Annotated in this window: 21 protein-coding genes; 14 read left to right on the plus strand and 7 right to left on the minus strand. The window is 63.9% G+C overall.

The window, feature by feature from the left end:
• Positions 1-122: 122 nt before the first annotated feature.
• The gene (gene mbfA / locus LB565_RS20765; RefSeq protein ID WP_224587248.1) at positions 123-1106 is read right to left on the minus strand and encodes an iron exporter MbfA; all 984 of its coding nucleotides are present in this window, start codon (positions 1104-1106) and stop codon (positions 123-125) included.
• A gap of 180 nt (positions 1107-1286) precedes the next feature.
• Here mbfA and LB565_RS20770 point away from each other — a divergent pair, with 180 nt between their 5' ends.
• Positions 1287-1610 (plus strand): hypothetical protein, encoded by a 324-nt coding sequence (locus LB565_RS20770; protein ID WP_224515182.1) that lies wholly within the window; start codon positions 1287-1289, stop codon positions 1608-1610.
• A 129-nt stretch (positions 1611-1739) separates the two neighbouring features.
• On the opposite strand, the gene LB565_RS20775 is transcribed toward LB565_RS20770, so the two are convergent.
• The gene (locus LB565_RS20775) at positions 1740-2144 is read right to left on the minus strand and encodes a GFA family protein (RefSeq protein ID WP_224587250.1); all 405 of its coding nucleotides are present in this window, start codon (positions 2142-2144) and stop codon (positions 1740-1742) included.
• A gap of 35 nt (positions 2145-2179) precedes the next feature.
• Positions 2180-3139 (minus strand): cation diffusion facilitator family transporter, encoded by a 960-nt coding sequence (locus LB565_RS20780; protein WP_224587252.1) that lies wholly within the window; start codon positions 3137-3139, stop codon positions 2180-2182.
• Between the two features lie 211 nt (positions 3140-3350).
• On the opposite strand from LB565_RS20780, the gene LB565_RS29875 reads away from it, so the two are divergent.
• The gene (locus tag LB565_RS29875; RefSeq protein ID WP_140752416.1) at positions 3351-3476 is read left to right on the plus strand and encodes a hypothetical protein; all 126 of its coding nucleotides are present in this window, start codon (positions 3351-3353) and stop codon (positions 3474-3476) included.
• 197 nt (positions 3477-3673) lie between these two features.
• Positions 3674-3988, plus strand: a complete 315-nt coding sequence (gene sugE, locus LB565_RS20785) for a quaternary ammonium compound efflux SMR transporter SugE (RefSeq protein ID WP_224587255.1) — start codon at positions 3674-3676, stop codon at positions 3986-3988.
• Between the two features lie 70 nt (positions 3989-4058).
• Here the strand turns inward: sugE and LB565_RS20790 are convergent, their stop codons facing one another.
• Entirely contained in the window at positions 4059-4487 is a 429-nt protein-coding gene (locus LB565_RS20790) for a DUF6481 family protein (protein ID WP_224587257.1), read from the minus strand.
• Positions 4488-4719: 232 nt separating this feature from the next.
• Between LB565_RS20790 and LB565_RS20795 the strand changes: the two genes are divergently transcribed.
• On the plus strand, positions 4720-5781 hold the full coding sequence (locus tag LB565_RS20795) for an LLM class flavin-dependent oxidoreductase (protein ID WP_224587258.1): 1062 nt from the start codon (positions 4720-4722) through the stop codon (positions 5779-5781).
• A gap of 27 nt (positions 5782-5808) precedes the next feature.
• Here the strand turns inward: LB565_RS20795 and LB565_RS20800 are convergent, their stop codons facing one another.
• Both LB565_RS20800 and LB565_RS20805 read right to left on the minus strand, forming a co-directional pair.
• Positions 5809-6621 carry a helix-turn-helix domain-containing protein gene (locus tag LB565_RS20800; RefSeq protein ID WP_411970680.1) on the minus strand — a complete coding sequence of 271 codons (813 nt, stop codon included), beginning with the start codon at positions 6619-6621 and terminating at the stop codon, positions 5809-5811.
• Positions 6622-6783: 162 nt separating this feature from the next.
• The gene (locus LB565_RS20805; RefSeq protein WP_224587260.1) at positions 6784-7347 is read right to left on the minus strand and encodes a carboxymuconolactone decarboxylase family protein; all 564 of its coding nucleotides are present in this window, start codon (positions 7345-7347) and stop codon (positions 6784-6786) included.
• 261 nt (positions 7348-7608) lie between these two features.
• Between LB565_RS20805 and LB565_RS20810 the strand changes: the two genes are divergently transcribed.
• The 4 genes from LB565_RS20810 (at position 7609) to LB565_RS20825 (ending at position 11635) form a co-directional block, all read left to right on the plus strand.
• A complete protein-coding gene (locus LB565_RS20810) occupies positions 7609-8778 on the plus strand; it encodes an AI-2E family transporter (RefSeq protein WP_224587262.1) in 1170 nt (389 codons plus the stop codon).
• Positions 8779-8864: 86 nt separating this feature from the next.
• On the plus strand, positions 8865-9701 hold the full coding sequence (locus LB565_RS20815) for an arylamine N-acetyltransferase family protein (protein ID WP_224587264.1): 837 nt from the start codon (positions 8865-8867) through the stop codon (positions 9699-9701).
• A gap of 3 nt (positions 9702-9704) precedes the next feature.
• A complete protein-coding gene (locus LB565_RS20820; RefSeq protein ID WP_224587266.1) occupies positions 9705-10703 on the plus strand; it encodes an LLM class flavin-dependent oxidoreductase in 999 nt (332 codons plus the stop codon).
• Between the two features lie 131 nt (positions 10704-10834).
• Positions 10835-11635, plus strand: a complete 801-nt coding sequence (locus tag LB565_RS20825) for an inositol monophosphatase family protein (protein WP_224587268.1) — start codon at positions 10835-10837, stop codon at positions 11633-11635.
• Here the strand turns inward: LB565_RS20825 and LB565_RS20830 are convergent.
• Positions 11625-12644 carry a LacI family DNA-binding transcriptional regulator gene (locus tag LB565_RS20830; protein WP_224587270.1) on the minus strand — a complete coding sequence of 340 codons (1020 nt, stop codon included), beginning with the start codon at positions 12642-12644 and terminating at the stop codon, positions 11625-11627. The genes LB565_RS20825 and LB565_RS20830 overlap by 11 nt on opposite strands.
• Positions 12645-12863: 219 nt before the next feature.
• On the opposite strand from LB565_RS20830, the gene LB565_RS20835 reads away from it, so the two are divergent.
• The 6 genes from LB565_RS20835 to pmtA all read left to right on the plus strand — a co-directional run bounded on the left by LB565_RS20835 (position 12864) and on the right by pmtA (position 21239).
• A complete protein-coding gene (locus tag LB565_RS20835; RefSeq protein ID WP_224587272.1) occupies positions 12864-14444 on the plus strand; it encodes a sugar ABC transporter ATP-binding protein in 1581 nt (526 codons plus the stop codon).
• Entirely contained in the window at positions 14441-15736 is a 1296-nt protein-coding gene (locus LB565_RS20840) for an ABC transporter permease (RefSeq protein WP_224587274.1), read from the plus strand. The genes LB565_RS20835 and LB565_RS20840 overlap by 4 nt, the downstream gene beginning before the upstream one ends.
• 18 nt (positions 15737-15754) lie before the next feature.
• On the plus strand, positions 15755-16723 hold the full coding sequence (locus LB565_RS20845; RefSeq protein ID WP_224587275.1) for a substrate-binding domain-containing protein: 969 nt from the start codon (positions 15755-15757) through the stop codon (positions 16721-16723).
• Positions 16724-17243: 520 nt separating this feature from the next.
• Positions 17244-19157: a molecular chaperone DnaK gene (gene dnaK / locus LB565_RS20850; RefSeq protein WP_224587277.1), complete on the plus strand. Its 1914-nt coding sequence runs from the start codon at positions 17244-17246 to the stop codon at positions 19155-19157.
• A 201-nt stretch (positions 19158-19358) separates the two neighbouring features.
• A complete protein-coding gene (gene dnaJ / locus LB565_RS20855; protein ID WP_224587279.1) occupies positions 19359-20486 on the plus strand; it encodes a molecular chaperone DnaJ in 1128 nt (375 codons plus the stop codon).
• 147 nt (positions 20487-20633) lie between these two features.
• Complete coding sequence (gene pmtA / locus LB565_RS20860) at positions 20634-21239, plus strand: phospholipid N-methyltransferase PmtA (RefSeq protein WP_224587282.1); 606 nt, start codon at positions 20634-20636, stop codon at positions 21237-21239.
• Positions 21240-21280: the final 41 nt, after the last annotated feature.

Here is a 21280-nt window from a genome sequence, read left to right on the forward strand (position 1 = left end):
CATGCTGCGCAACAATCAGGAATGGAACCCTCAACACACCTGAAAAACACAGTTGCTCATCCGTCTCGGCGCTACGCGCCGATCCACCTTCTCCCACAAGGGGGAGAAGGGGAGCGCCGGCGCTACGCGTTCCCGATCAGCACGCCCGCTCCGAACACCAGCGCGCCGCCCAGCACCACCTGGAAGGCGGCGCGCCAAAAGGGCGTCTGCATGTAGCGGTTCTGGATGAAGGCGATCGCCCAGAGCTCGAAGAACACTACGACCGCGGCGACGATCGTCGCCGTCCAGAAATGGGGAATGAGATAGGGCAGCGCGTGGCCGAGCCCGCCCAGCGTGGTCATGATGCCGACGGTGAGGCCGCGCTTGATCGGTGAACCGCGCCCCGACAGCTTGCCGTCGTCGGAGGCGACTTCGGTGAAGCCCATCGAAATGCCGGCGCCGATCGAGGCGGCGAGGCCGACGAGGAAAGTCTGGAATGTCGCATGCGTGGCAAAGGCAGCGGCGAAGATCGGCGCCAGCGTCGACACCGATCCGTCCATCAGTCCGGCCAGTCCGGGCTGCACATAGGTGAGGATGAACTGGCGCTGTTCGGCCGTCGCCTCCTCCATCTTGACCGTGCCCGGCACATGCTCCTGTTCCAGTTCATGCGCCGAGCTTTCATGGCCCTGCTCGGCCACGGCGAGATCGTCGAGCAGCTTTCGCGTCGAGGCGTCGGTGGTGCGCTTGGCCGCCTCGACATAAAAGCGATAGGCCTGCCGCTCCATTTCCTCGGCCTGCCGCCGCACATGCTCGATGCCGAGCGGCTTCACCAGCCAGTCCGGCTTGCGCTCGAAATAGCCTTTCACATGCTCGCGCCGGATCAGCGGGATGCGCTCGCCGAAGCGCTTGCGGTAAAGCTCGATGAGGGAATCGCGATGGCCATCCTCCTCCTCGGCCATCGCCTCGAACACTTTTGCCGATTGCGGAAATTCCTGCGCCAGGCCGTCGGCATAGGCGCGGTAGATGCGCCCGTCATCCTCCTCGGAAGAGATCGCCAGCGCCAGGATCTCCTGCTCCGACAGCGAATCGAAGGAACGGCGGCCGAAGCCGAAAACACGGGAAAGCATGATGGGATCACTCTAGTTTAGAATTGTTCTAAACTAGGATCTTGGCCGCTTGCCGTCAATCGCCGGAGCCGCCGACGCGCTCGCAAATGATTGATCCCAGCGCGTTCGGGCCGCTCTTCATTATTGCCGAATGTTTGCCTATATGGACGGCAACGGCCGAAATTGAAGGAGACCAGCCGAATGACGGACAAGAAGCCTCCGCACGCATTCGATGCGAAGCCCGTTCTCGACCTCATCGCCAGCATCGAGGCCGACCTGCAGCGCCTCAAGGATTTGGTCGAGCAGCAGATCGAGAAATTCGATCCCGCCAATCCGCACAACAAGACGCCTGATGGCAAGCTCACCGAGGAAGGCGTCGAGTGCTGCTATCGCATGTTCGACGAGGGCAAGTCGCGCTACACCGTCGCCCAGCAGATGAAGATCTCCTTCGCCGCCGCCACCCACCGCTTCAACAATTGGCGCAAGCTGGGCGGCAGCAAAAGGACGAAGACGCTCTTGGGGTGAAGGGCGGTCCTTCGCTTCGTCAGGATGTCGATCCTTGCAAGATGTTGAGTCGTGCAAGGCGGGCGAAGGCGACGGCGGGCTTCTGCTAATTCCTGAGGTCCGGGACGCTCCGCCCGAATTGTATAGCCGCTACTGCTCCTCGATCGTCGTGATGCCTTCGATTTCCGGCAGCCAGTGCAACGCCGAGCGGTGCCAGACCTGTCTTCTCGGCACCAGTTGGTCGTGCTGGCGCGCCGTGCCCACCCTGATGCCATAGGTTTTCGGTCCATCGCCTACCGACGTCGCATAAAGATGCGATCCGCATTCGCCGCAAAACGCCTGCGCGCGCTTGGCGCCGCTGGATCCGGTCTTGATATACACTTTCGGCGTGCCCTTCGTGATCCTGTAGTCGCTTTCCGGCGCCGGAACGGTCACGCGAAAGGCCGTGCCGGTCAGCTGCTGGCAGTCCGTGCAGTGGCAGATCGAGGTCTTCTCAGGATCGACCTCCGCCTCATAGGTGATCGCGCCGCAATGGCATCCGCCGTCGATCTTCATCGGCCGTCCTCCTCACAAATTTCGCTGTGCTCAACCTAACTCTCGTCCGCAGCCTCGGCCATGGCCTTGCGCCGCCGCTCCCATGTGCCGGTGGCCTGCGGCTTGACGAAGAGCCTGGAGATTTGCGGCATTTCCTGCTGGAGCCTTGTTTCCAGGCGCTCGACGCATGCTTCGATCTCGGGCGCGGTGAGATGATCCTCGAATTCGATGCTCAAGCCCGCGACGATCTCCTCGGGCCCGATATGGACGCTCACTATGCCGTTCGCCCGCTGCACCGCCGGATCCGCCTGGGCGATCTCCAGGACCTGGCGCTGCACTTCCGGCGAGGCGGGCTCGCCCAAGAGCAGTCCCTTGCTTTCGCGCGCCAGGAAGACCGCCGTCGCTCCGAGAATGATTGCAATGCCGATCGAGCCGGCGCCGTCGAGCTCGGGGATTCCCAGGAGTTCGGCGGACAGGATGCCGGCGAAGGCGACGGTGAGGCCGAGCAGCGCGGCGCTGTCCTCGAACAGCACCGTATAGACGCTGGGATCCTTGCTGCGGCGCACCGCCTGGATCCAGCCTTGCCTGCCCTTCTGCTGCCGAAACTCCTTCAACGCGACCAGCCATGAGCTGCCCTCGAAGAGGAAGGAGAGGCCGAGCACGGTATAGTTGACCTTGGCATTGACGACCGGTTCGGGCGCTATGATGTGGATAACGCCCTCGTAGAAAGACGCGCCGGCGCCGAGCGCGAACACCAGAAGCGCGACGATGAGGCTCCAGAAATAGAGCTCGCGCCCGTGGCCGAGCGGATGCGTGCGGTCGGGCGGCCGCGCGGCGCGATGCATGCCGTAGAGGAGCAGCGTGCCGTTGCCGGTGTCGACCAGCGAATGCACGCCTTCCGATAGCATGGCGGACGAACCGGTGATGGCTGCCGCCGCGAATTTGGTGAGCGCGATTGCCAGATTGCCGGCAAGCGCAGCGTAGATCACCCGTCTCGATCCGCTATGTCCTGCCATCCGATCTCCGACCTGCCCCGCGCCCGAGCTTAGCGGGCCGCCCGCCGAAGCTCTACAGACAATGCGCCAGCCCATGCGAGGTTTCGAACCGGTGTCGAGCCGGAAAATCGGTTGACAGCCGATCGGCCGGCTTCGCAAAGCGGCACAGCCTCTTGCAGTCCGGCATTTCTCTTGTTTCACTTGGACCGCCCACAAACCGGAGGAGCGAATCATGGCAAAAGGTGCGATGAAGGCGGGCAAGGAACCCCGCAAGCCGAAGAAGGACGCCAAGAAGCCCGCCGCGGCCCCAGCTCCTAAGGCGCCGCCGGTCAAGGCGCTGCGCATCAAGGAAAAGTAGGCGGCCGGATTCGGTCGGCCCGGCTCGATCCAGGCTTCAACCGGCAGCATGACCATGCTGCCGGTGTTTTGTTGATCGTAAAAACAAGGGCATCCTATATCCAAGGGGCGAGGACGACCTCGCTTTGCCCGAAAAACCGGCCGGGACGACCCGCCACACCAAGCATCCCAACCGATGCTGGATGACGGAGTGTTTAGATGTCCTGGATCTTTCTTTTCTTCGCCGGCCTTTTCGAGATCGGCTGGGCGATCGGCCTCAAATATACCGACGGCTTCTCCAAACCGCTGCCGACCCTTCTTACCATCGGCTCGATGATCGTCAGCCTCGGCCTGCTCGGCCTGGCGCTGAAGACGCTGCCTGTCGGAACGGCCTATGCGGTGTGGACCGGCATCGGCACCGTCGGCACGGCGCTGCTCGGCATCTGGCTGCTCGGCGAGCCCGCGACCGCTGTCCGGCTCGCCTGTATCGGCTTGATCGTTTGCGGCATCGTCGGCCTCAAACTGGTAGCCTGAGCGTTTTCGGGCACAAACGCGTTCAGGGCCGCTTTCGGCGACCCTGACCCATTTTTCAGCAAACCCGAACTTAGCGGGCGGAGAAGCCCGGAGGCGTCCTGCCGACGCGCGCCTTGCGGGCGGCGTAACGTGCGTCACGCTTGGCCTTGCGCTCGGCCTCTTCGGCAAGCTGGAGCGCGATCCGCTCGGCCTCCTCGGCCTCGCGGCGCCTGGCCTCTTCGGCCGCCGCTGCTTCCGCCGCAAGACGCGCCGCTTCGGCAATCGCCTCGCGCTCGGCCTTCTCGGCCGCTTCACGCGCCAGCTTTTCCTGCTTCAGTCTCGCCTTTTCGGCCTCGCGGATGGCGCGGGCCTCGAGGATAGCCTTGCGTTCGGCCTGGCGGGCCAGAACGGCCGGATCATCCGCCGCCGGCTTTGCCTTGAAGCGCTCGAGCAGCGCCTTCTTTGCCTCGTTCGCGGCGTTGCGCCGCTCGAAAATGTCTTTTTCCCTGTAGATAGCCAAGTGTACTTCCCTGCAGTCTATTCGCGACGCTTACATACGCGCGAAAGCGGCGAGTTCAAGCGTCAATTCGGTATGCCAGCCATGAAAAATCCGGGCTTGTTGCCGCAGGGATACGACTCGGCGATGCATGATGCACTGTTCACAGATCGCACCTCTGGCGGTCGGCAAGGCAGATCGTTACGTCTAGCGCCGACAAGCAACATCCACATGCAAGCCGTTAGGACGCAACCAGATGGAACTCGGTCTCTACACTTTCGCCGATGTCAGCCCGGAGCCGGGCCCCGGCGCGATCGGCCCGCATGAGCGGCTGCGCAACCTCATGGAGGAAATCGAGCTGGCCGACCAGGTCGGCCTCGACGTGTTCGGCCTCGGCGAGCATCACCGCCCCGATTACGCGGCCTCGGCGCCTGTGGTGGCGCTGGCTGCGGCGGCCGAGCGCACGAAGCGCATCAGGCTCACCAGCGCGGTCACCGTGCTTTCCTCCGACGATCCGGTGCGCGTCTTCCAGCAATTCGCGACGCTCGACCTTCTGTCCAACGGCCGCGCCGAGATCATGGCGGGGCGCGGTTCCTTCATCGAATCCTTCCCGCTGTTCGGCTACAACCTCGAGGACTATGACGAGCTCTTCGCCGAAAAGCTCGACCTGCTTTTGGCCATCCGCGACCAGGTGAAGGTGACATGGCAGGGCAAGCTGCGCGCGCCGATCAACGGCCGCGGCGTCTATCCGCGTCCATTGCAGGAAAAGCTGCCGATCTGGATCGCCATCGGCGGCACGCCGCAATCCGCCGCCCGCGCCGGCGTGCTCGGCCTGCCTCTGGCGCTTGCCATCATCGGCGGCGAGCCGGCCCGCTTCGCGCCGCTGTTCGAGATCTACCGCGAGGCGGCGTGGCGCGCCGGCACCGATCCGGCAACGCTTGCCACCAGCATCAACGTGCACGGCTTCATCGCCGAGACGACCGAACAGGCGGCCGACGATTTCTACGGACCGCAGGCCGAGGTGATGAACCGCATCGGCCGCGAGCGCGGCTGGGGTCCGACCTCGCGCGCGCATTTCGATCAGGCGCGGGGCCCGAACGGCGCGCTCTTCGTCGGCAATCCTGAGGCGGTGGCGGAAAAGATCGTCGCCCAGCACAAGATCTTCGGCAATGACCGCTTCCTGCTGCAAATGGCGATCGGCACCATGCCGCACGCCAGGATCATGAAGGCGATCGAGCTCTACGGCACCAAGGTGGCGCCGATCGTGCGCAGGGAGACGGCCAAGGCCGCGCCCGCCATCGTGGCGCCGGTCGACTGAGCGGCAGTCGAAGCCGGTCTCCGGATGCTAGGCCTCTGGATGGCCGGCGCCGACGGCCATCATTTCAGCATGAAGCGTCTCGGTTGCCTCGTCAGCCGGGAACATGCACTCGACACGCAGTTCCTGGGCGGCGACGGTTTGCGGCGTCCCGACCGTGGTGACCATCGAAAAGTAGTTGAGGACCCTGCCTTCCCTGACGAACCCCAGCGGAATGACTGGCGTGAAGCCCAGTGCCACCGGGTTTTTCCATTCGTTTTCAACATCCGGATAGGCGAGCAATTCCGCCAGCAGGGTCTTCGTCTTCTCGTCGAGAACGCGGCCGATGGATTCGCGATAGACACGCTCGAACAAGCTTCTGGCGACATCGGGCCAATTGGCAATGAACGGACGCATGCCTTGCGGATCGAACATCAGATGCAACATGTTGCGCGGTCCCTGGCGGGCGGACATGTCGATGAAGCAGCCGAAGAAGCGCGGCGCGGATTCATTGGCCATGAGCACGTTCCAGTAGCGATCCATCACGATTGCCGGAAAGGGCTCATGCTGCCGCAGGATGCGCGTCAGGGCGTCGGTCACGCTTTTCATTTCCACCGAATCCCACGCGCTTTCGGAAAACATCGGCGCATAGCCCGCGGCGAGCAGCAATGTGTTGCGCTCGCGCAAAGGCACATCGAGCCCGCGGGCGATGGCCATCAGGGTTTCGCGGTTGGGCACGCTGCGTCCGCTTTCGATGAAGCTGATCTGTCGTTGGGAGATGCCGGTATCAAGCGACAGATCGAGCTGGCTCGCGCCGCGCAAATCGCGCCAGTGGCGCAGGAGCACACCCAGATCGGGCCTCATGCCTGTCCTGAGATTCGACGGGTTCATGGTCTGCAATCCTCGCGCGCCGCTACGATACCCTTCAATCCGGCTCAAGCTTTGGCGGCGCAGCGATCGTGCCGATCCATGCGCCGCCAATCACCCTGAAGTTCATAGCGCTCCAGGTCTCGGTTTTTACGCCGGTCAGGCTGCCACCGCGAGCGGAGACCATGCCTGCGCCCGGAAGCGCTCCTCGATCGGCGTGCCGGCCATGTTGGTCGTGGTTGCCGCCATTGTCGAAACGCCGACGCCGGTCACCACCTCCAGAACCTGGGCCTTCGAGTAACCCGCCGCGGTGAACGCATCGATGTCGGCATCGGTGACGTTTCCCTTTTTTTCGATCAACGCCTTCGTCAATGCCGAGAGCGCCGCGTATTTCGGGTTGGCTGGCAGCCCGCCCTTCCGGATCGCTTGGACTTCGCCCTCATCGATGCCGTCTTCGATGGCGAATGTCGAATGCGCGGCAACGGTCCAGGGGCACTTGATCGTCACCGCATTGGTAAGCAGCAGGACCTGCTTTTCGATTTCATCGAAGCTGCCGCTGTGAAAACTGCCGAAAGCGGCGACGAATCCGTTGAGAAGCACCGGACTGTTGGCCATCGTCGCCATGACGTTCGGAAGAAAGCCGAACTTCTCTTCCAGCGCCTTGAGCGCAGGCCTGGATTTTTCGGGTGCCGAGCCGATCGTCGGAAGGTCGAATCTTTGCATTGTAACGTCCTCTTGCAAAATCGGATGTGATCGCGCGGACGAAGTCGTCGCCGCGCCAGCCCTCTGCTCTGTCGTCGCAGAAAGCCTGCCCGTATTAGGCCCGGCCGTCGCAGCGGCTCAATTACACGTCATGTAATAGCGCGACCGCATGTGCGGTGCCGGGAGAGCCGGCTCATGGAACCTTGCCCGGAACTCCCGCGTTTCGCGCAGAAGCCTGCCATGCATTTCATTGTTTGGGTGACGGGCTTGCAAGGGGAACCGATGAAAGCCGAACCGATCGCTTCGGGCGCGAGCGTTGCCGAAAGCCCTGATCCGCGTGCCAACGCTCGGGCGGACATGCGCCTGACGCGGTCGCTGGTGATCGGGATTTTCATTCTGCTGACGATCGCAGCGCTCTATTTCGCCCGCGCCTTCTTCATGCCGGTGATACTTGCCTTCCTGCTGGCGTTGACGCTGACGCCGATCGTGCGCTTCCTGCGCAAGCGCGGCATTCCGGAAGTGGTTTCGGCGACGCTGCTGGTGCTGCTGTCGATCTTCATTTTCGCCACCGCCGGCTATCTGCTCAGCGGTCCGGTCATCGACCTCATCAACAACTCCTATTCGATCGGCCAGCAGCTCACCGAGCGGCTGGCGCCGTTCAAGCGGCCGCTCGAACGGGTGATGGATCTCGCGCATCAGCTGGAAGCGCTGACCGAGACTTCGCAGGAGCCGGGCGTGCAGCGGGTCGCGGTGGCGCCTTCCGGCGTCCTGTCGACGGCGGCGAGCAACATCCTGGAAGCCGGCACCTCGATCACCATCGTCTTCGTGCTGTCGCTGTTCCTGCTTGCCTCCGGCACGCTGTTCTACGAGAAGATCGTCCAGTCCTTCACCAGTATGACGCAAAAGAAGCGGGCGCTGCGCGTCGTCTATGACGTCGAGCGCGAGATTTCGCACTATCTGCTCACGGTTTCCATGATCAACATGGGCCTCGGCACGGTGATCGGGCTGGGTCTCTGGGCGCTCGGCATGCCCAATCCGCTGGTCTGGGGGGCGATGGCGGCATTGCTCAATTTCCTGCCCTATGTCGGCGCGCTGATGACCGTCCTGATCGTCGCCATCATCGCGCTGATCAGCTTCGATACGATCGCCTATGCGCTCCTGTCGCCGGCCTTCGTGGTGTTGTGCGACATCGTCGAAGGCCAGTTCGTGACGCCGATGGTGGTGGGGCGGCGCCTCGAGATCAATGCGGTGGCGATCTTCATCGCCATCGCCTTCTGGTCCTGGCTGTGGGGCTTCGTCGGCGCGCTGATGGCGGTGCCGCTGCTGGTCGTCATCAAGGTCTTTTGCGACCATTTCGAAAGCCTGAGCCCGGTCGGCAATTTCCTGGCGGCGCAGCACACGGCTGTCGTCGATGACGAGCCGGCCGGGAACAACCACAATCAAGCGGCCTGAGGCTGCCCGATCTCAAATCTCGCCATTGTTTGCGACACCGGTGACCAGTGCCTATATCGGACCGGTCAAGCCGGACCTGCCTCTGAATGAGCGACTTCGATCTCGATGGCTATTTCGCCCGCATCGGTTATGGCGGACCGGCCGACGCTTCGCTGGCCACGCTGCAGGCGCTGCATGCCGCGCACCCGCAGGCGATCCCGTTCGAGAACATCGACGCCTTGATGGGCGTTTCCGTCAGCCTCGACATCGCTTCGTTGCAGGACAAGATCTTTCGCCAGGGCCGTGGCGGCTATTGCTTCGAGCACAATCTCATCTTCATGCACGTGCTTGACGCGCTGGGCTTCGCCGTCGGCGGACTTGCCGCCCGCGTGCTCTGGGGCCAGCGGGACGACGCCGTTACCGCGCGCAGCCATATGCTGCTGCGCATCGAGCTTGGCGGCCGCACTTACATTGCCGATGTCGGCTTCGGCGGCCTGACGCTGACGGCGCCGCTGCTTTTGCAACCTGGGCTGGAGCAGCAGACGCCGCATGAAACCTTCCGCCTCGTCGAGACCGGCGGACAATTCCGCCTGCAGGCCGATATCGGCGGTGCCAACATCGCCGATAATTGGCGCACGCTCTATCGCTTCGATATGAGCCAGGCCCATGAGGTCGACTATCGGGTCGCCAGCCATTTCCTGTCGACGCATCCAAGCTCTCATTTCCTGTCGACGCTGGTCGCCGCGCTCGCTTTGCCCGAACGGCGCTATGCGCTGCGCAACAACCGGCTGTCGACGCACCATGCCGGCGGCCGCGACGAGCAGCGCGAGATCGCGACGGCCACTGAGCTCGCCGACGTGCTGGAGAACCAGCTCGCCATCGTCATCCCCGACCGCGCCGCCTTCGAGGCGAGGCTGCGGGAAAAACGCATCGTGGAGACCTGACCAATGACTGAGCTTTCGGTTCTCGACCTGTCGCCGATCACGCAAGGCAGCACCGCCTCGCAGTCGCTTGCCAATTCGCTTGACCTCGCCCGTCATGCCGAGCGTCTGGGCTACCGGCGCTACTGGCTGGCCGAGCATCACAACATGCCAGGCATCGCGAGCGCGGCGACCTCCGTCGTGATCGCGCATGTCGCCGGCGGCACCAAATCGATCCGCGTCGGCGCCGGCGGGATCATGCTGCCCAACCATGCGCCGCTGGTGATCGCCGAGCAGTTCGGCACGCTGGCGGCGCTTTTTCCCGGCCGCATCGACCTCGGTCTCGGTCGCGCGCCGGGCACCGACATGCTGACCGCGCGGGCGCTGCGGCGGAATCTCGAAAGCGCCGACAATTTCCCGCAGGACGTCGTCGAGCTGATGGGCTATTTCCAGCCGGCCGAGGAAGGCCAGCGCATCCGCGCCGTGCCCGGCGAAGGCCAGACCGTACCAGTCTGGATTCTCGGCTCCAGCCTCTATGGCGCGCAGCTCGCGGCGCTTCTCGGCCTGCCTTACGCGTTCGCCTCGCATTTCGCGCCGGCCGAGCTCGACCATGCGCTGGAGGTTTATCGCACGCGCTTCCAGCCGTCGGCGCAACTCGACAAGCCCTATGTGATGCTCGGCCTCAATGTCTTTGCCGCACCGACGGACGCCGAGGCGAAGCTTCTGTTCAGCTCGCTGCAGCAAGCCTTCATCAATCTGCGCAGCGGCCGGCCGGGACAGCTGCCGCCGCCGGTCGAGAATTACGACCGCGATCTCGATCCTATGGCGAAAACCATGCTTGCCCAGGCGCTGTCCTGCGCCGTCGTCGGTTCGCCGGAAACGGTGCGCCAGGGCATCGACGCCTTCATAAGCCGGACCGGCGCCGACGAATTGATGGTGACGGCGCAGTGCTTCGACCACGCGGCACGCGTGCGCTCCTTCGAGATTCTCGCCGACGTGCACAAGTCGATGTCGAAAGCGGCCTGACGGCGCAATGGTTTTTGCCTGACTTGTTGGTCAGCCTCTTTGTTTTCGACGCAATTCCAAACGGAAAACCGCTCACACTTTTCCTGGAATTGCTCTAAGGGCAGGCTCCCTGCCCAAGCGTGAGCCTGCTCATGACCCAAGATCTCGACGACCGCATGCATTTTGCCATCGATCTGGCGCGGCGCGCCGGCGAGCTGGGGCTGAAATATTTTCGCGACCTCGACAACCTGGCCGTCGAGAGCAAGGGCCACCAGGACCTGGTTTCCGAGGCCGACCGCGAGGTCGAGCTGTTCATCCGCGCCGCGATCGCCGAGGCCTATGCGCAAGACGGAATCGTCGGCGAAGAGCATGCGGCGGTGGCCGGAACAACCGGTCATGTCTGGGTGATCGACCCGATCGACGGCACCGCCAATTTCGTGCGCGGCATTCCCGCCTGGTGCGTGGTGATCGCCTGCGCCAGGGATGGCGAGACGATCGTCGGCGTCACCCACGAACCCTCGACCGACGAAACGTTCTACGCCCGCCTGGGCGGCGGCGCCTTCGTCAACGGCAAGCCGATCAAGGCCAGCAATGCGACGTCGCTTTCCGAGGGCGCCGTCGGCACCGGGCTTTCCAATCGCGCCTCGACCACGAATGTCGTCGTGCTTATCGGCCTGATCATGGGCGAAGGCGGCGTCTTCTTCCGTAACGCCTCGGGCGCGCTGATGCTTGCCTATGCAGCGTCCGGCCGGCTGCTCGGCTATATCGAGGAGCACATGAATGCCTGGGACTGCCTCGCAGGCATGCTGCTGGTCGAAGAGGCCGGCGGCACGGTGCTGAAAGCCGATCCGAAGACGGTGCTCGGCCGAGGCACACGGGTGGTCACCGGCGGCAGGCACATCTTCCCCAGGTTGCAGCTGCTGTGCGAGACCGCCTTCGGATTTACGCGCTGACGCTCTGCGCGATCGCGCCGAGCGGCCGGCAGGAATTGCGGATCATCAGCCGGCCCTTCAGCACGAGCCTGCGCGGCGGCGCGTCGCGGTTGCCGGCCAGCCGGTCGAGCAGAAGGTTCGCCGCCTGCTCGCCGATTGCCTGCACCGGCTGCGCCACGGTGGTCAGCTGCGGCACGAACACGTCCGACCAGGGAAAATCGTCGAAACAGGCGACCGAAATGTCCTCGGGGCAGCTGAGACCTATGTCGCGGATCGCCTTCATGGTGCCGATCACCATCGGATTGTTGGCAGAGAAGATCGCGCTCGGCCGGTCGTGCAGCGATAAGAGCTGCATGGTTGCGTTGTAGCCGTCGACCTCGTGGAAATTGCCGGAGCGCACGAGCTCCTCCGCCACCGGCAGGCCGGCTGCCTGCAGCGCCTCGCGATAGCCGATCATGCGGTCATGCATTGGGGATATGTCGGATGTGCCGGTGATGTAGCCGATGCGGCGATGGCCAAGATGGATCAGATAGGTGACGGCGTCGAACACGGCGCGCCGATTGTCCAGCACCACCGCGTCGGTATCGACGCCTTCGCAGAGACGATCGAGCAGCACCACCGGCACATTGGCGTCCTCGACGATGCCCTTCAGGATGCCGCCGTCGCCGACACGCGCCACGATCAGCCCGTCGACCATGCGGTCGAGCAGCAGGCGGATCTGCTCGTCCTGGGTGTTCAGATCCTCGTCGGTGCAGCACAGCATGACGGCATAGCCGGCGCGGTCGAAGGCCTGCTGGATGACCGAGACGACATCGGTGAAGAACGGGTTGGTGATGTGCGGCACGGTGAGGCCGATGGTGCGCGTGGTGCCCATCTTCAGGCTGCGGGCAATGGCATTGCGCTTGTAGCCGATGTCGCGGATCGCCTGCTCGATGCGTTGCGTAAGCTCGGGGCTGACGGTGGCGGTGCCGTTGAGCAATGCCGATACGGTGGCCACCGACACACGCGCCGCCTCGGCTACGTGCAGCATGGTCGGCGCCGTGGATTTCCGCTGGTTTTTCCGCCCTGACACCGTCATTTTCGAAACGTTTAGCCGCCCCTATTCGACCAACCCTACGTAAAGCCGGCATTTTTCGCAAGAATTGAAATGCGTTAATCCTCAGTGACCTAGATAGGCGCTTGACAGATTCGAAACGTTTAGATTAGCGTTCGGGCAATCGAAGACGACGGAGGGAGGCCGTCCTTTGCCATGCAGCGCGCTGATTCCATCACGACTGGCAATGTGGCCGCCGACGGTCCCGTCGTCGTCCTGAGCGCGACCGGCATTTCCAAGCGGTTTGGCGGCATCACCGCGCTGTCCGATGTGAGCCTGGACCTCAGGAGCGGCGAGGTGCAGGCGCTGATGGGCGAGAACGGCGCCGGCAAGTCGACGCTGATGAAGATCCTCTCCGGCGTCTATACGGATTACGAAGGCACTGTTGCCGTCGACGGCCAGGCGGCCCGTTTCGCTGGTGTCCGCGACGCCGAGGACGCGGGCATCGCCATCATCCACCAGGAGCTCAACCTCGTTCCCGAGCTCAGCGTCGCCGACAACATCTTCCTCGGCCGCGAAAAGCTGATCGCCGGGCTGGTCGTCGACCGCAAGGCGAGCAGCCGTGCGGCCAGCGCGCTGCTGCAGCGTCTCGGCATCGAGCTCGATCCGGAAGCGCGCATCGGCGCGCTGAGGGTCGGCGAGCAGCAGCTGGTGGAGATCGCCAAGGCGCTGTCGAAGTCGGCGCGCATCCTGATCATGGACGAGCCGACCTCGGCGCTGTCGGCGGCCGAGTGCGAGCGACTGTTCCGCATCATCCGCCAGCTAGCGGCAAGCGGCGTCGCCATTGTCTACATCTCGCATCGCATCGACGAGGTCATGCACCTGGCGAGCCGGGTGACGGTGCTGCGCGACGGGCGCCATGTCTTCACTGAGGACATGGCGGGACTGGGCGAAGACGCCATCATCTCGGCCATGGTCGGGCGCGACCTTTTGGCGTCCTCCGATCATGAGCGCGGCCCCGGCGGCAAGGTGGTGCTCTCCGTCAGGGACCTGTCGCTGTCGAAACCCGACCGGCATGGCTGGCGCACGGTGATCGACGGCGTCGGCTTCGATCTTTGCGCCGGCGAGATCCTCGGCATAGGCGGGCTGCTGGGTTCCGGCCGCACCGAAATCCTGGAGGCGATCTTCGGCTCCAGCGACGGCCGCATCGGCGGCGAGATCCGGCTGGACGGCCTGCCGGTCGAGATCGGCTCGCCGCGCGAGGCCCGCCGGCTCGGCATCGCCTTGGTCACCGAGGACCGCAAGACGCAGGGCCTGCATCTCAAGGCCTCGATCACCGACAATGTCGCGCTGCCGCTGGTTGGCGCGCTAGCGCGCTTCGGCCTGCGCTCGCGTTCGGGCGAGCAGGGCCTGGCGCGCGAGGCGGTGAGCGCGCTCGGCATACGCTGCGGAAGCATCGAGCAGGCCGCCGGCACGCTGTCCGGCGGCAACCAGCAGAAGGTGGTGATCGGCAAATGGCTGGCGACGCGGCCGCGCGTGCTTTTGCTCGACGAGCCGACGCGCGGCATCGATGTCGGCGCCAAGCGCGAAATCTACGACCTCATCTTCAAGCTCGCCGGCGACGGGCTGGCGATCGCCGTGATCAGCTCCGAACTGCCCGAGCTCCTGCATCTGGCCGACCGCGTCCTGGTTATGGCGGAGGGCCGTCAGCGCGGAATCCTGTCCCGCGCCGAGGCCAGCGAGGAGGCGATCATGCGGCTTGCCGCACCAAGACGGGCAGCGAGAACAGCCGCATGAACCTCATCAGCCTTCTCTCTCGCACCAAGCTCTACTGGGGGCTGATCGCCATCTTCCTGATCGGCGTCTTCGGCTCGCCGATCAGCTCCAAGGGCAACAACATCTTCTTGTCCTACGGCAACCTGCTCGACGTGCTGCGCCAGGTGTCGACCACCGGCCTCATCGCCACCGGCATGACCGCGGTGATCCTGACCGGCGGCATCGATCTTTCCGTCGGCTCGCTGATGGCGATTTGCTCGGTCGTCTGCGCCATGCTTCTCACCGTGCCGGGCGCCACCCCGTCGGCGGCGCTCGGCGTGCCGACGACCGCGCTGGCGGCTCTCTGCCTCGGCGCGCTGGCCACGCGCTTCATCCTGCTCAACATCGAGAAATCCCGCGCTGGCGCGCAAGCCGGCCGCGAGGTGCGGCTGGACAAGGCGCGCGGGCTTGTCATCCCGGGTATCGTCGGCGTGGTGCTGTGCTGCCTTTCGCTGTGGTACCTGCTGCCGCAGGTGGAGACCAAGTTCGGCGTGCTCGGCGTGCTTCTGGTGGCGCCTTGCGTCGGCCTCCTGTTTGGCACCATCAACGGCTTCATCATCGTCGCGGGCCGCCTGCAGCCCTTCATCGTGACACTTGCGATGATGGTGACGGCGCTCGGCATCGCCAGGCTGACGGCCGGCCAGAACAACGCGGTGCTGCCGGTCTATACCGGCTCCAACGCCACCGCCGACTTCGAGATCTTGCGCTCGCTGGTGTTCGGTGTCGTGCCGATGCCCGGCCTCTTCTTCCTCGGCGCGGTCGTGATCTACGGCGCGGTGCTGCGCTTCACCCCCTTCGGCCGCTATGTCTACGCCATCGGCGGCAATGAGGAGGCGGCGCGGCTCTCCGGCATCGCAGCCGGGCGGGTCAAGATCGCCACTTATGCTATGTCCGGCCTGCTCGCCGGCATCGCGGCGGTGCTTTACGTGGCGCAATACCGGCAAGGCAAGCCGGATGCCGGCGCCGGGCTGGAGCTCGATGCCATCGCCGCCGTGGTCATCGGCGGCACCAGCCTGATGGGCGGCCGCGGCAGTCTCATCGGCACCTTCTGCGGCGTGCTCATCTTCGGGCTGCTCTCCAACATCCTGCAGCTGCACAACATCAACTCGAACCTTCAGTTGGTGCTGAAGGGGGCGATCATCATCGGCACCGTGCTCGTGCAGGAGCGCAACGCCGGCGACATCTTAAGCTATCTGCGCCTGCCCGGCGGACGGACGGCGCAAAAGGAAACGGCCGCGGCAAAACGGCCGTCACAGGAGACCTCGTCTCTATAATCCGGAGGAAACAGGACCATGAAACGACGTGATATGCTGAAGCTCGCCACCTTCGCGGCGGCACTTCTGACGACGACCGCTCTCTTTTCCAGCAACCACGCCTTTGCCCAGGACAAGAAGTGGAAGATCGGCTTTTCGCAGGTGACGACCATCGAACCCTGGCGCGCCCAGTTCAACAAGGACATCATCGCCGAAGCCGCCAAGCACCCAGAAGTCGAGCTGATCATCACCGACGGCGAGGACAAGACCGAAAAGCAGGTCGCCGACGTCGAGAACCTGATCCGCCAAGAGGTCGACGCGCTGCTGGTGTCGCCGAAGGAATCGGCAGGTCTCACCGGCGTCGTGCAGCAGGCGATCGACGCCAAGATCCCGGTCTTCGTGCTCGACCGCAATGTCGACACCAAGGATTACACGCAGTTCGTCGGCGGCGACAACAAGCTGATCGGCCGGGCCGCGGGCGAATATGCCGTCGAGCTCCTGGGTGGCAAGGGCAAGGCGGCCGGCAACGTCGTCGAGATCTGGGGTGGCATGGGCACGCAGCCTGCGCATGACCGCCATGACGGCTTCCATGAATTCACCGACAAGGAGCCGGGCATCAAGTACCTGCTCGACCAGCAGTCGGGCGACTGGAAGCAGGACCAGGCCTACAACATCATGGCCAACGCACTGAAGACCAACGAGAAGATCGACCTCGTCTATGGCCACAACGATCCGATGGCCTATGGCGCCTATCTCGCTGCCAAGGACGTCGGGCGCGAGAAGGACATCAAGTTCATCGGCATCGACGGCCTGCCCAACGAAGGCGTGCAGATGGTGAACAAAGGCGAGCTGACGGCGACCTTCACCTACGTCACACCGGGCGCCGAGGGCCTGCGCCAGGCGATCAAGTTCCTGAAAGGGGAGAAGGTCGAGAAGACCATCACGCTGCCCACGGAAAAGATCACCAAGGACAACGCCGCCAAGGTCCTCAAGGACAACGGGCTCTAGGTTCTGTTTTGACGCAAATTCGAACGGAAAACCGCTGCGGTTTTTCCTGGAATTGCTCTAAGTCCCCAACCCTGCCGGGCCACGCGCCCGGCAGGGCCTTGCCCGAGCGCCAGGCGCTCCTCACAGCTTGCGCCATATGCGCGAAGCGTCGCCGCAACGCTGATTTTCCGCTCTTTCGCGACCGAAAGTCACGCCCGAAACAGCAAGTCCCGACCTTGCCGGTCGGCAGATCTGCGAGCCCTAAGCGGCACCGCTTTAAAAAAACCAAGCCGGAACAGTGAGATAGATCGATCTCGGATCGGCTCTGGCGTAAAGCGCGGCAGGTCTCTTCCCGGTCGCCGCCAAGACGACGGACAGCTTGCGCAGAATGCTTGCGCCTTGTGTCGCCTGTTCTTATATACGCGCCAGCCGTCCAGCCCTAAAAAGCGGGGACCATGACGGGATTTCTTGTGAACAGGGGCTTTCGTCGGAACGCCTTTTGAAGGGTCCAGAGAGCCTGCTTAGAGGAGAGATTAGAACAATGGCAAAAGTTATCGGTATCGATCTCGGCACCACCAACTCGTGTATCGCCATCATGGATGGCAAGGACCCCAAGGTGATCGAGAACGCTGAAGGCGCGCGCACGACACCTTCCATCGTCGCCATTTCGAGCGACGGCGAACGTCTCGTCGGCCAGCCGGCCAAGCGCCAGGCGGTCACCAATCCGGAAAACACCATCTTCGCGGTCAAGCGCCTGATCGGCCGCCGCTATGACGACCCGGTGACGGAGAAGGACAAGAAGCTTGTCCCCTACAAGATCGTCAAGGGCGACAATGGCGACGCCTGGGTCGAGGCCGGCGGCAAGAAGCAGTCGCCCAGCCAGATCTCGGCCATGATCCTGCAGAAGATGAAAGAGACGGCGGAAGCCTATCTCGGCGAGAAGGTCGAGAAGGCGGTCATCACCGTTCCGGCCTATTTCAACGACGCCCAGCGTCAGGCGACCAAGGACGCCGGCAGGATCGCCGGCCTCGAGGTGCTGCGCATCATCAATGAGCCCACGGCCGCCGCGCTTGCCTACGGCCTGGAAAAGAAGGACGGCAAGACCATCGCCGTCTATGACCTTGGCGGCGGCACCTTCGATATTTCCGTGCTGGAAATCGGCGACGGCGTGTTCGAGGTGAAGTCGACCAATGGCGACACCTTCCTCGGCGGTGAGGACTTCGACATGCGGCTCGTCGAATATCTGGCGGCCGAGTTCAAGAAGGAACAGGGCATCGACCTCAAGGCCGACAAGCTCGCGCTGCAGCGCCTGAAGGAAGCGGCCGAAAAGGCCAAGATCGAGCTGTCGTCGACGACGCAGACCGAGATCAACCTGCCGTTCATCACCGCCGACGCCAGCGGCCCGAAGCACCTGACGATGAAGCTCACCCGGGCGAAATTCGAAAGCCTGGTCGAGGACCTCGTGCAGCGCACCATCGACCCCTGCAAGGCGGCGCTCAAGGATGCCGGCCTGAAGGCTGGCGAGATCGACGAGGTGGTCCTGGTCGGCGGCATGACCCGCATGCCCAAGATCCAGGAGATCGTGAAGCAGTTCTTCGGCAAGGAGCCGCATAAGGGTGTCAACCCGGATGAGGTCGTGGCGCTTGGCGCCGCCATCCAGGCCGGCGTGCTGCAGGGCGACGTCAAGGACGTGCTCCTGCTCGACGTGACGCCGCTGTCGCTGGGCATCGAGACGCTGGGTGGCGTGTTCACCCGACTGATCGAGCGCAACACGACGATCCCGACCAAGAAGAGCCAGACCTTCTCGACCGCCGAGGATTCGCAGTCGGCGGTGACGATCCGCGTCTTCCAGGGCGAGCGCGAAATGGCGGCCGACAACAAGCTGCTTGGCCAGTTCGACCTGGTCGGCATCCCGCCGGCTCCGCGCGGCGTGCCGCAGATCGAGGTCACTTTCGACATCGACGCCAACGGCATCGTCAACGTCTCGGCCAAGGACAAGGGTACCGGCAAGGAGCACCAGATCCGCATCCAGGCTTCGGGCGGTCTGTCCGACGCCGACATCGAGAAGATGGTGAAGGACGCCGAGGCCAATGCCGACGCAGACAAGAAGCGCCGCGCCCTCGTTGAGGCCCGCAACCAGGCCGAGGCGCTGGTGCATTCGTCCGAGAAGTCGCTGAAGGATTATGGCGACAAGGTCTCGGAGGCTGACCGCACCGCGATTTCGGACGCGATCGCCGCCCTGAAGACCGCCGCCGAAGGCGACGACCCGGCGGACATCGAGGCTAAGTCGCAGTCGCTCGCCGAAGTGTCGATGAAGCTCGGCCAGGCCATGTACGAGGCCTCGCAGAAGGAAGCGGCAGCCGACGCCAAGGCGGATGCCGCCAAGGATTCGGATGTGGTCGACGCCGACTTCGAGGAAATCGACGAAGACGACGAGAAGAAGAAGTCGGCCTGAGCCGGCTGACGGCGGATTATGCGAAAAGCCCGGCGCACGGCCGGGCTTTTTTGCAACCCCAATCGAAAAAATGACAGAAAAACCCGGAGCGACCCGGCTTGGTACTAGCATCCGGCAAACATCGCTCCTAAATCCAAGAACGTGCCGGCAAACGTCGCCAACAATGCTTGAAGACATTGAGCATCCGGACAGCGGGAAAAAATGAAAGCTGATTTCTACGAAACGCTGGGCGTGCAAAAAGGCGCCGACGACAAGGAACTCAAGAGCGCTTTCCGCAAGCTCGCCATGCAGTTCCATCCCGATCGCAACCCTGGCGACCATGCCTGCGAGCACAAGTTCAAGGAAATCAACGAAGCCTACGAGACGCTGAAGGACCCGCAGAAGCGCGCCGCCTATGACCGTTTCGGCCACGCCGCCTTTGAGGGCGGCATGAACGGCGCGGCACACGGCTTCGGCGCCGGCGGCTTCGCCGACATATTCGAGGATATCTTCGGCGACATGATGGGCGGCCGGCAGCGCCGTTCGTCGGGCGGCCGCGAACGCGGCGCCGACCTGCGCTACAATATGGAAATCACGCTGGAAGAAGCCTTTTCCGGCAGGACGGCGCAGATCCGCGTGCCGGCCTCCATCTCCTGCGCGGAATGCTCCGGCAGCGGCGCCAAACCCGGCACGCAGCCGGTGACCTGCTCGATGTGCCACGGCCACGGCAAGGTGCGCGCCACGCAGGGCTTCTTCTCGATCGAGCGGACCTGCCCGCAATGCCAGGGCCGCGGCCAGACGATCAAGGACCCTTGCCCGAAATGCGCCGGCCAGGGCCGCGTCACCGAGGAACGCTCGCTGTCGGTCAACATCCCGGCCGGCATCGAGGACGGCACCCGCATCCGGCTTGCCAACGAGGGCGAGGCGGGCCTGCGCGGCGGACCATCCGGCGACCTTTACATCTTCCTGGCGGTCAAGCCGCACGAATTCTTCCAGCGCGACGGCGCCGATCTCTATTGCAAGGTGCCGATCTCGATGACGACGGCCGCCCTTGGCGGTTCCTTCGAGGTCACCACGCTGGACGGCACGCAGACCAAGGTGAAAGTGCCGGAAGGCACCCAGAACGGCCGCCAGTTCCGCTTGAAGGGCAAGGGCATGCCGGTGCTGCGCCAGCCGAATGTCGGCGACCTCTATATCCAGACGGCGGTCGAGACGCCGCAGAACCTGACGCGCCGCCAGCGCGAATTGCTGGAAGAGTTCGAGCAGCTTTCGTCCAAGGACAACTCGCCCCAGTCGAGCGGCTTTTTCGCCCGCATGAAGGACTTCTTCGAGTCGTTCGGCGAAAACTGATCGCCACAGCCCGCATTACGCACGGCATCGGAAGGGCGACCCGCTGCCCAAGCGTCATCAACACCTTATGCCAGCTTGACGCCTTGCCTTGTTCCACCCACCTGCTAAGTAGCGGAGCGGGAGGCTGAGCATTGAGGAGAGCTCGTGATGGCACGTAGTCCCGGGTTGCGCAAAGCGCTGGCCGAAAAATTCGACGACGAGCTGAAGTTCTTCAAAGGCTGGATCGACAAGCCGAAAACGGTCGGCTCGATCGTCCCCACCAGTTCCATCACCGCGCGCAAGATGGCGTCGATCGTCGATCCGAGATCGGGCCTGCCGGTGCTCGAAGTCGGGCCCGGCACCGGTGTCATCACCCGCGCCATCCTTGCCCAGGGCGTGAAGCCCGAAAACCTCTACGCGGTCGAATATTCGACCGACTTCGTGCGCCATCTGCGCGGGCTCTATCCCGGCGTCAACGTGATCGAGGGCGACGCCTTCAATCTCAATGCCACGCTCGGCGACAAGCGCGATATGGTGTTCGATTCGGTCGTTTCCGGCGTGCCGCTGCTCAACTTCCCGGTCGCCCAGCGTGTCGCCTATATCGAAAGCCTGCTCGACCGCATTCCCGCCGGACGGCCGATCGTGCAGCTGACCTACGGCCCGCTGTCGCCGATCCCGGCCGGGCGCGGCGACTACACGGTTGAGCATTTCGATTTCATCTTCCGCAACATCCCGCCGACGCAGCTGTGGATCTACCGGCGCGCAGGGCATTAGGGATAAGGGAGCAAGGCAGCAGGGGAATAGGGATGAACGGT

The organism is Mesorhizobium sp. CA14 (assembly GCF_020165195.1).
In the GTDB taxonomy this organism is placed as follows: domain Bacteria; phylum Pseudomonadota; class Alphaproteobacteria; order Rhizobiales; family Rhizobiaceae; genus Mesorhizobium.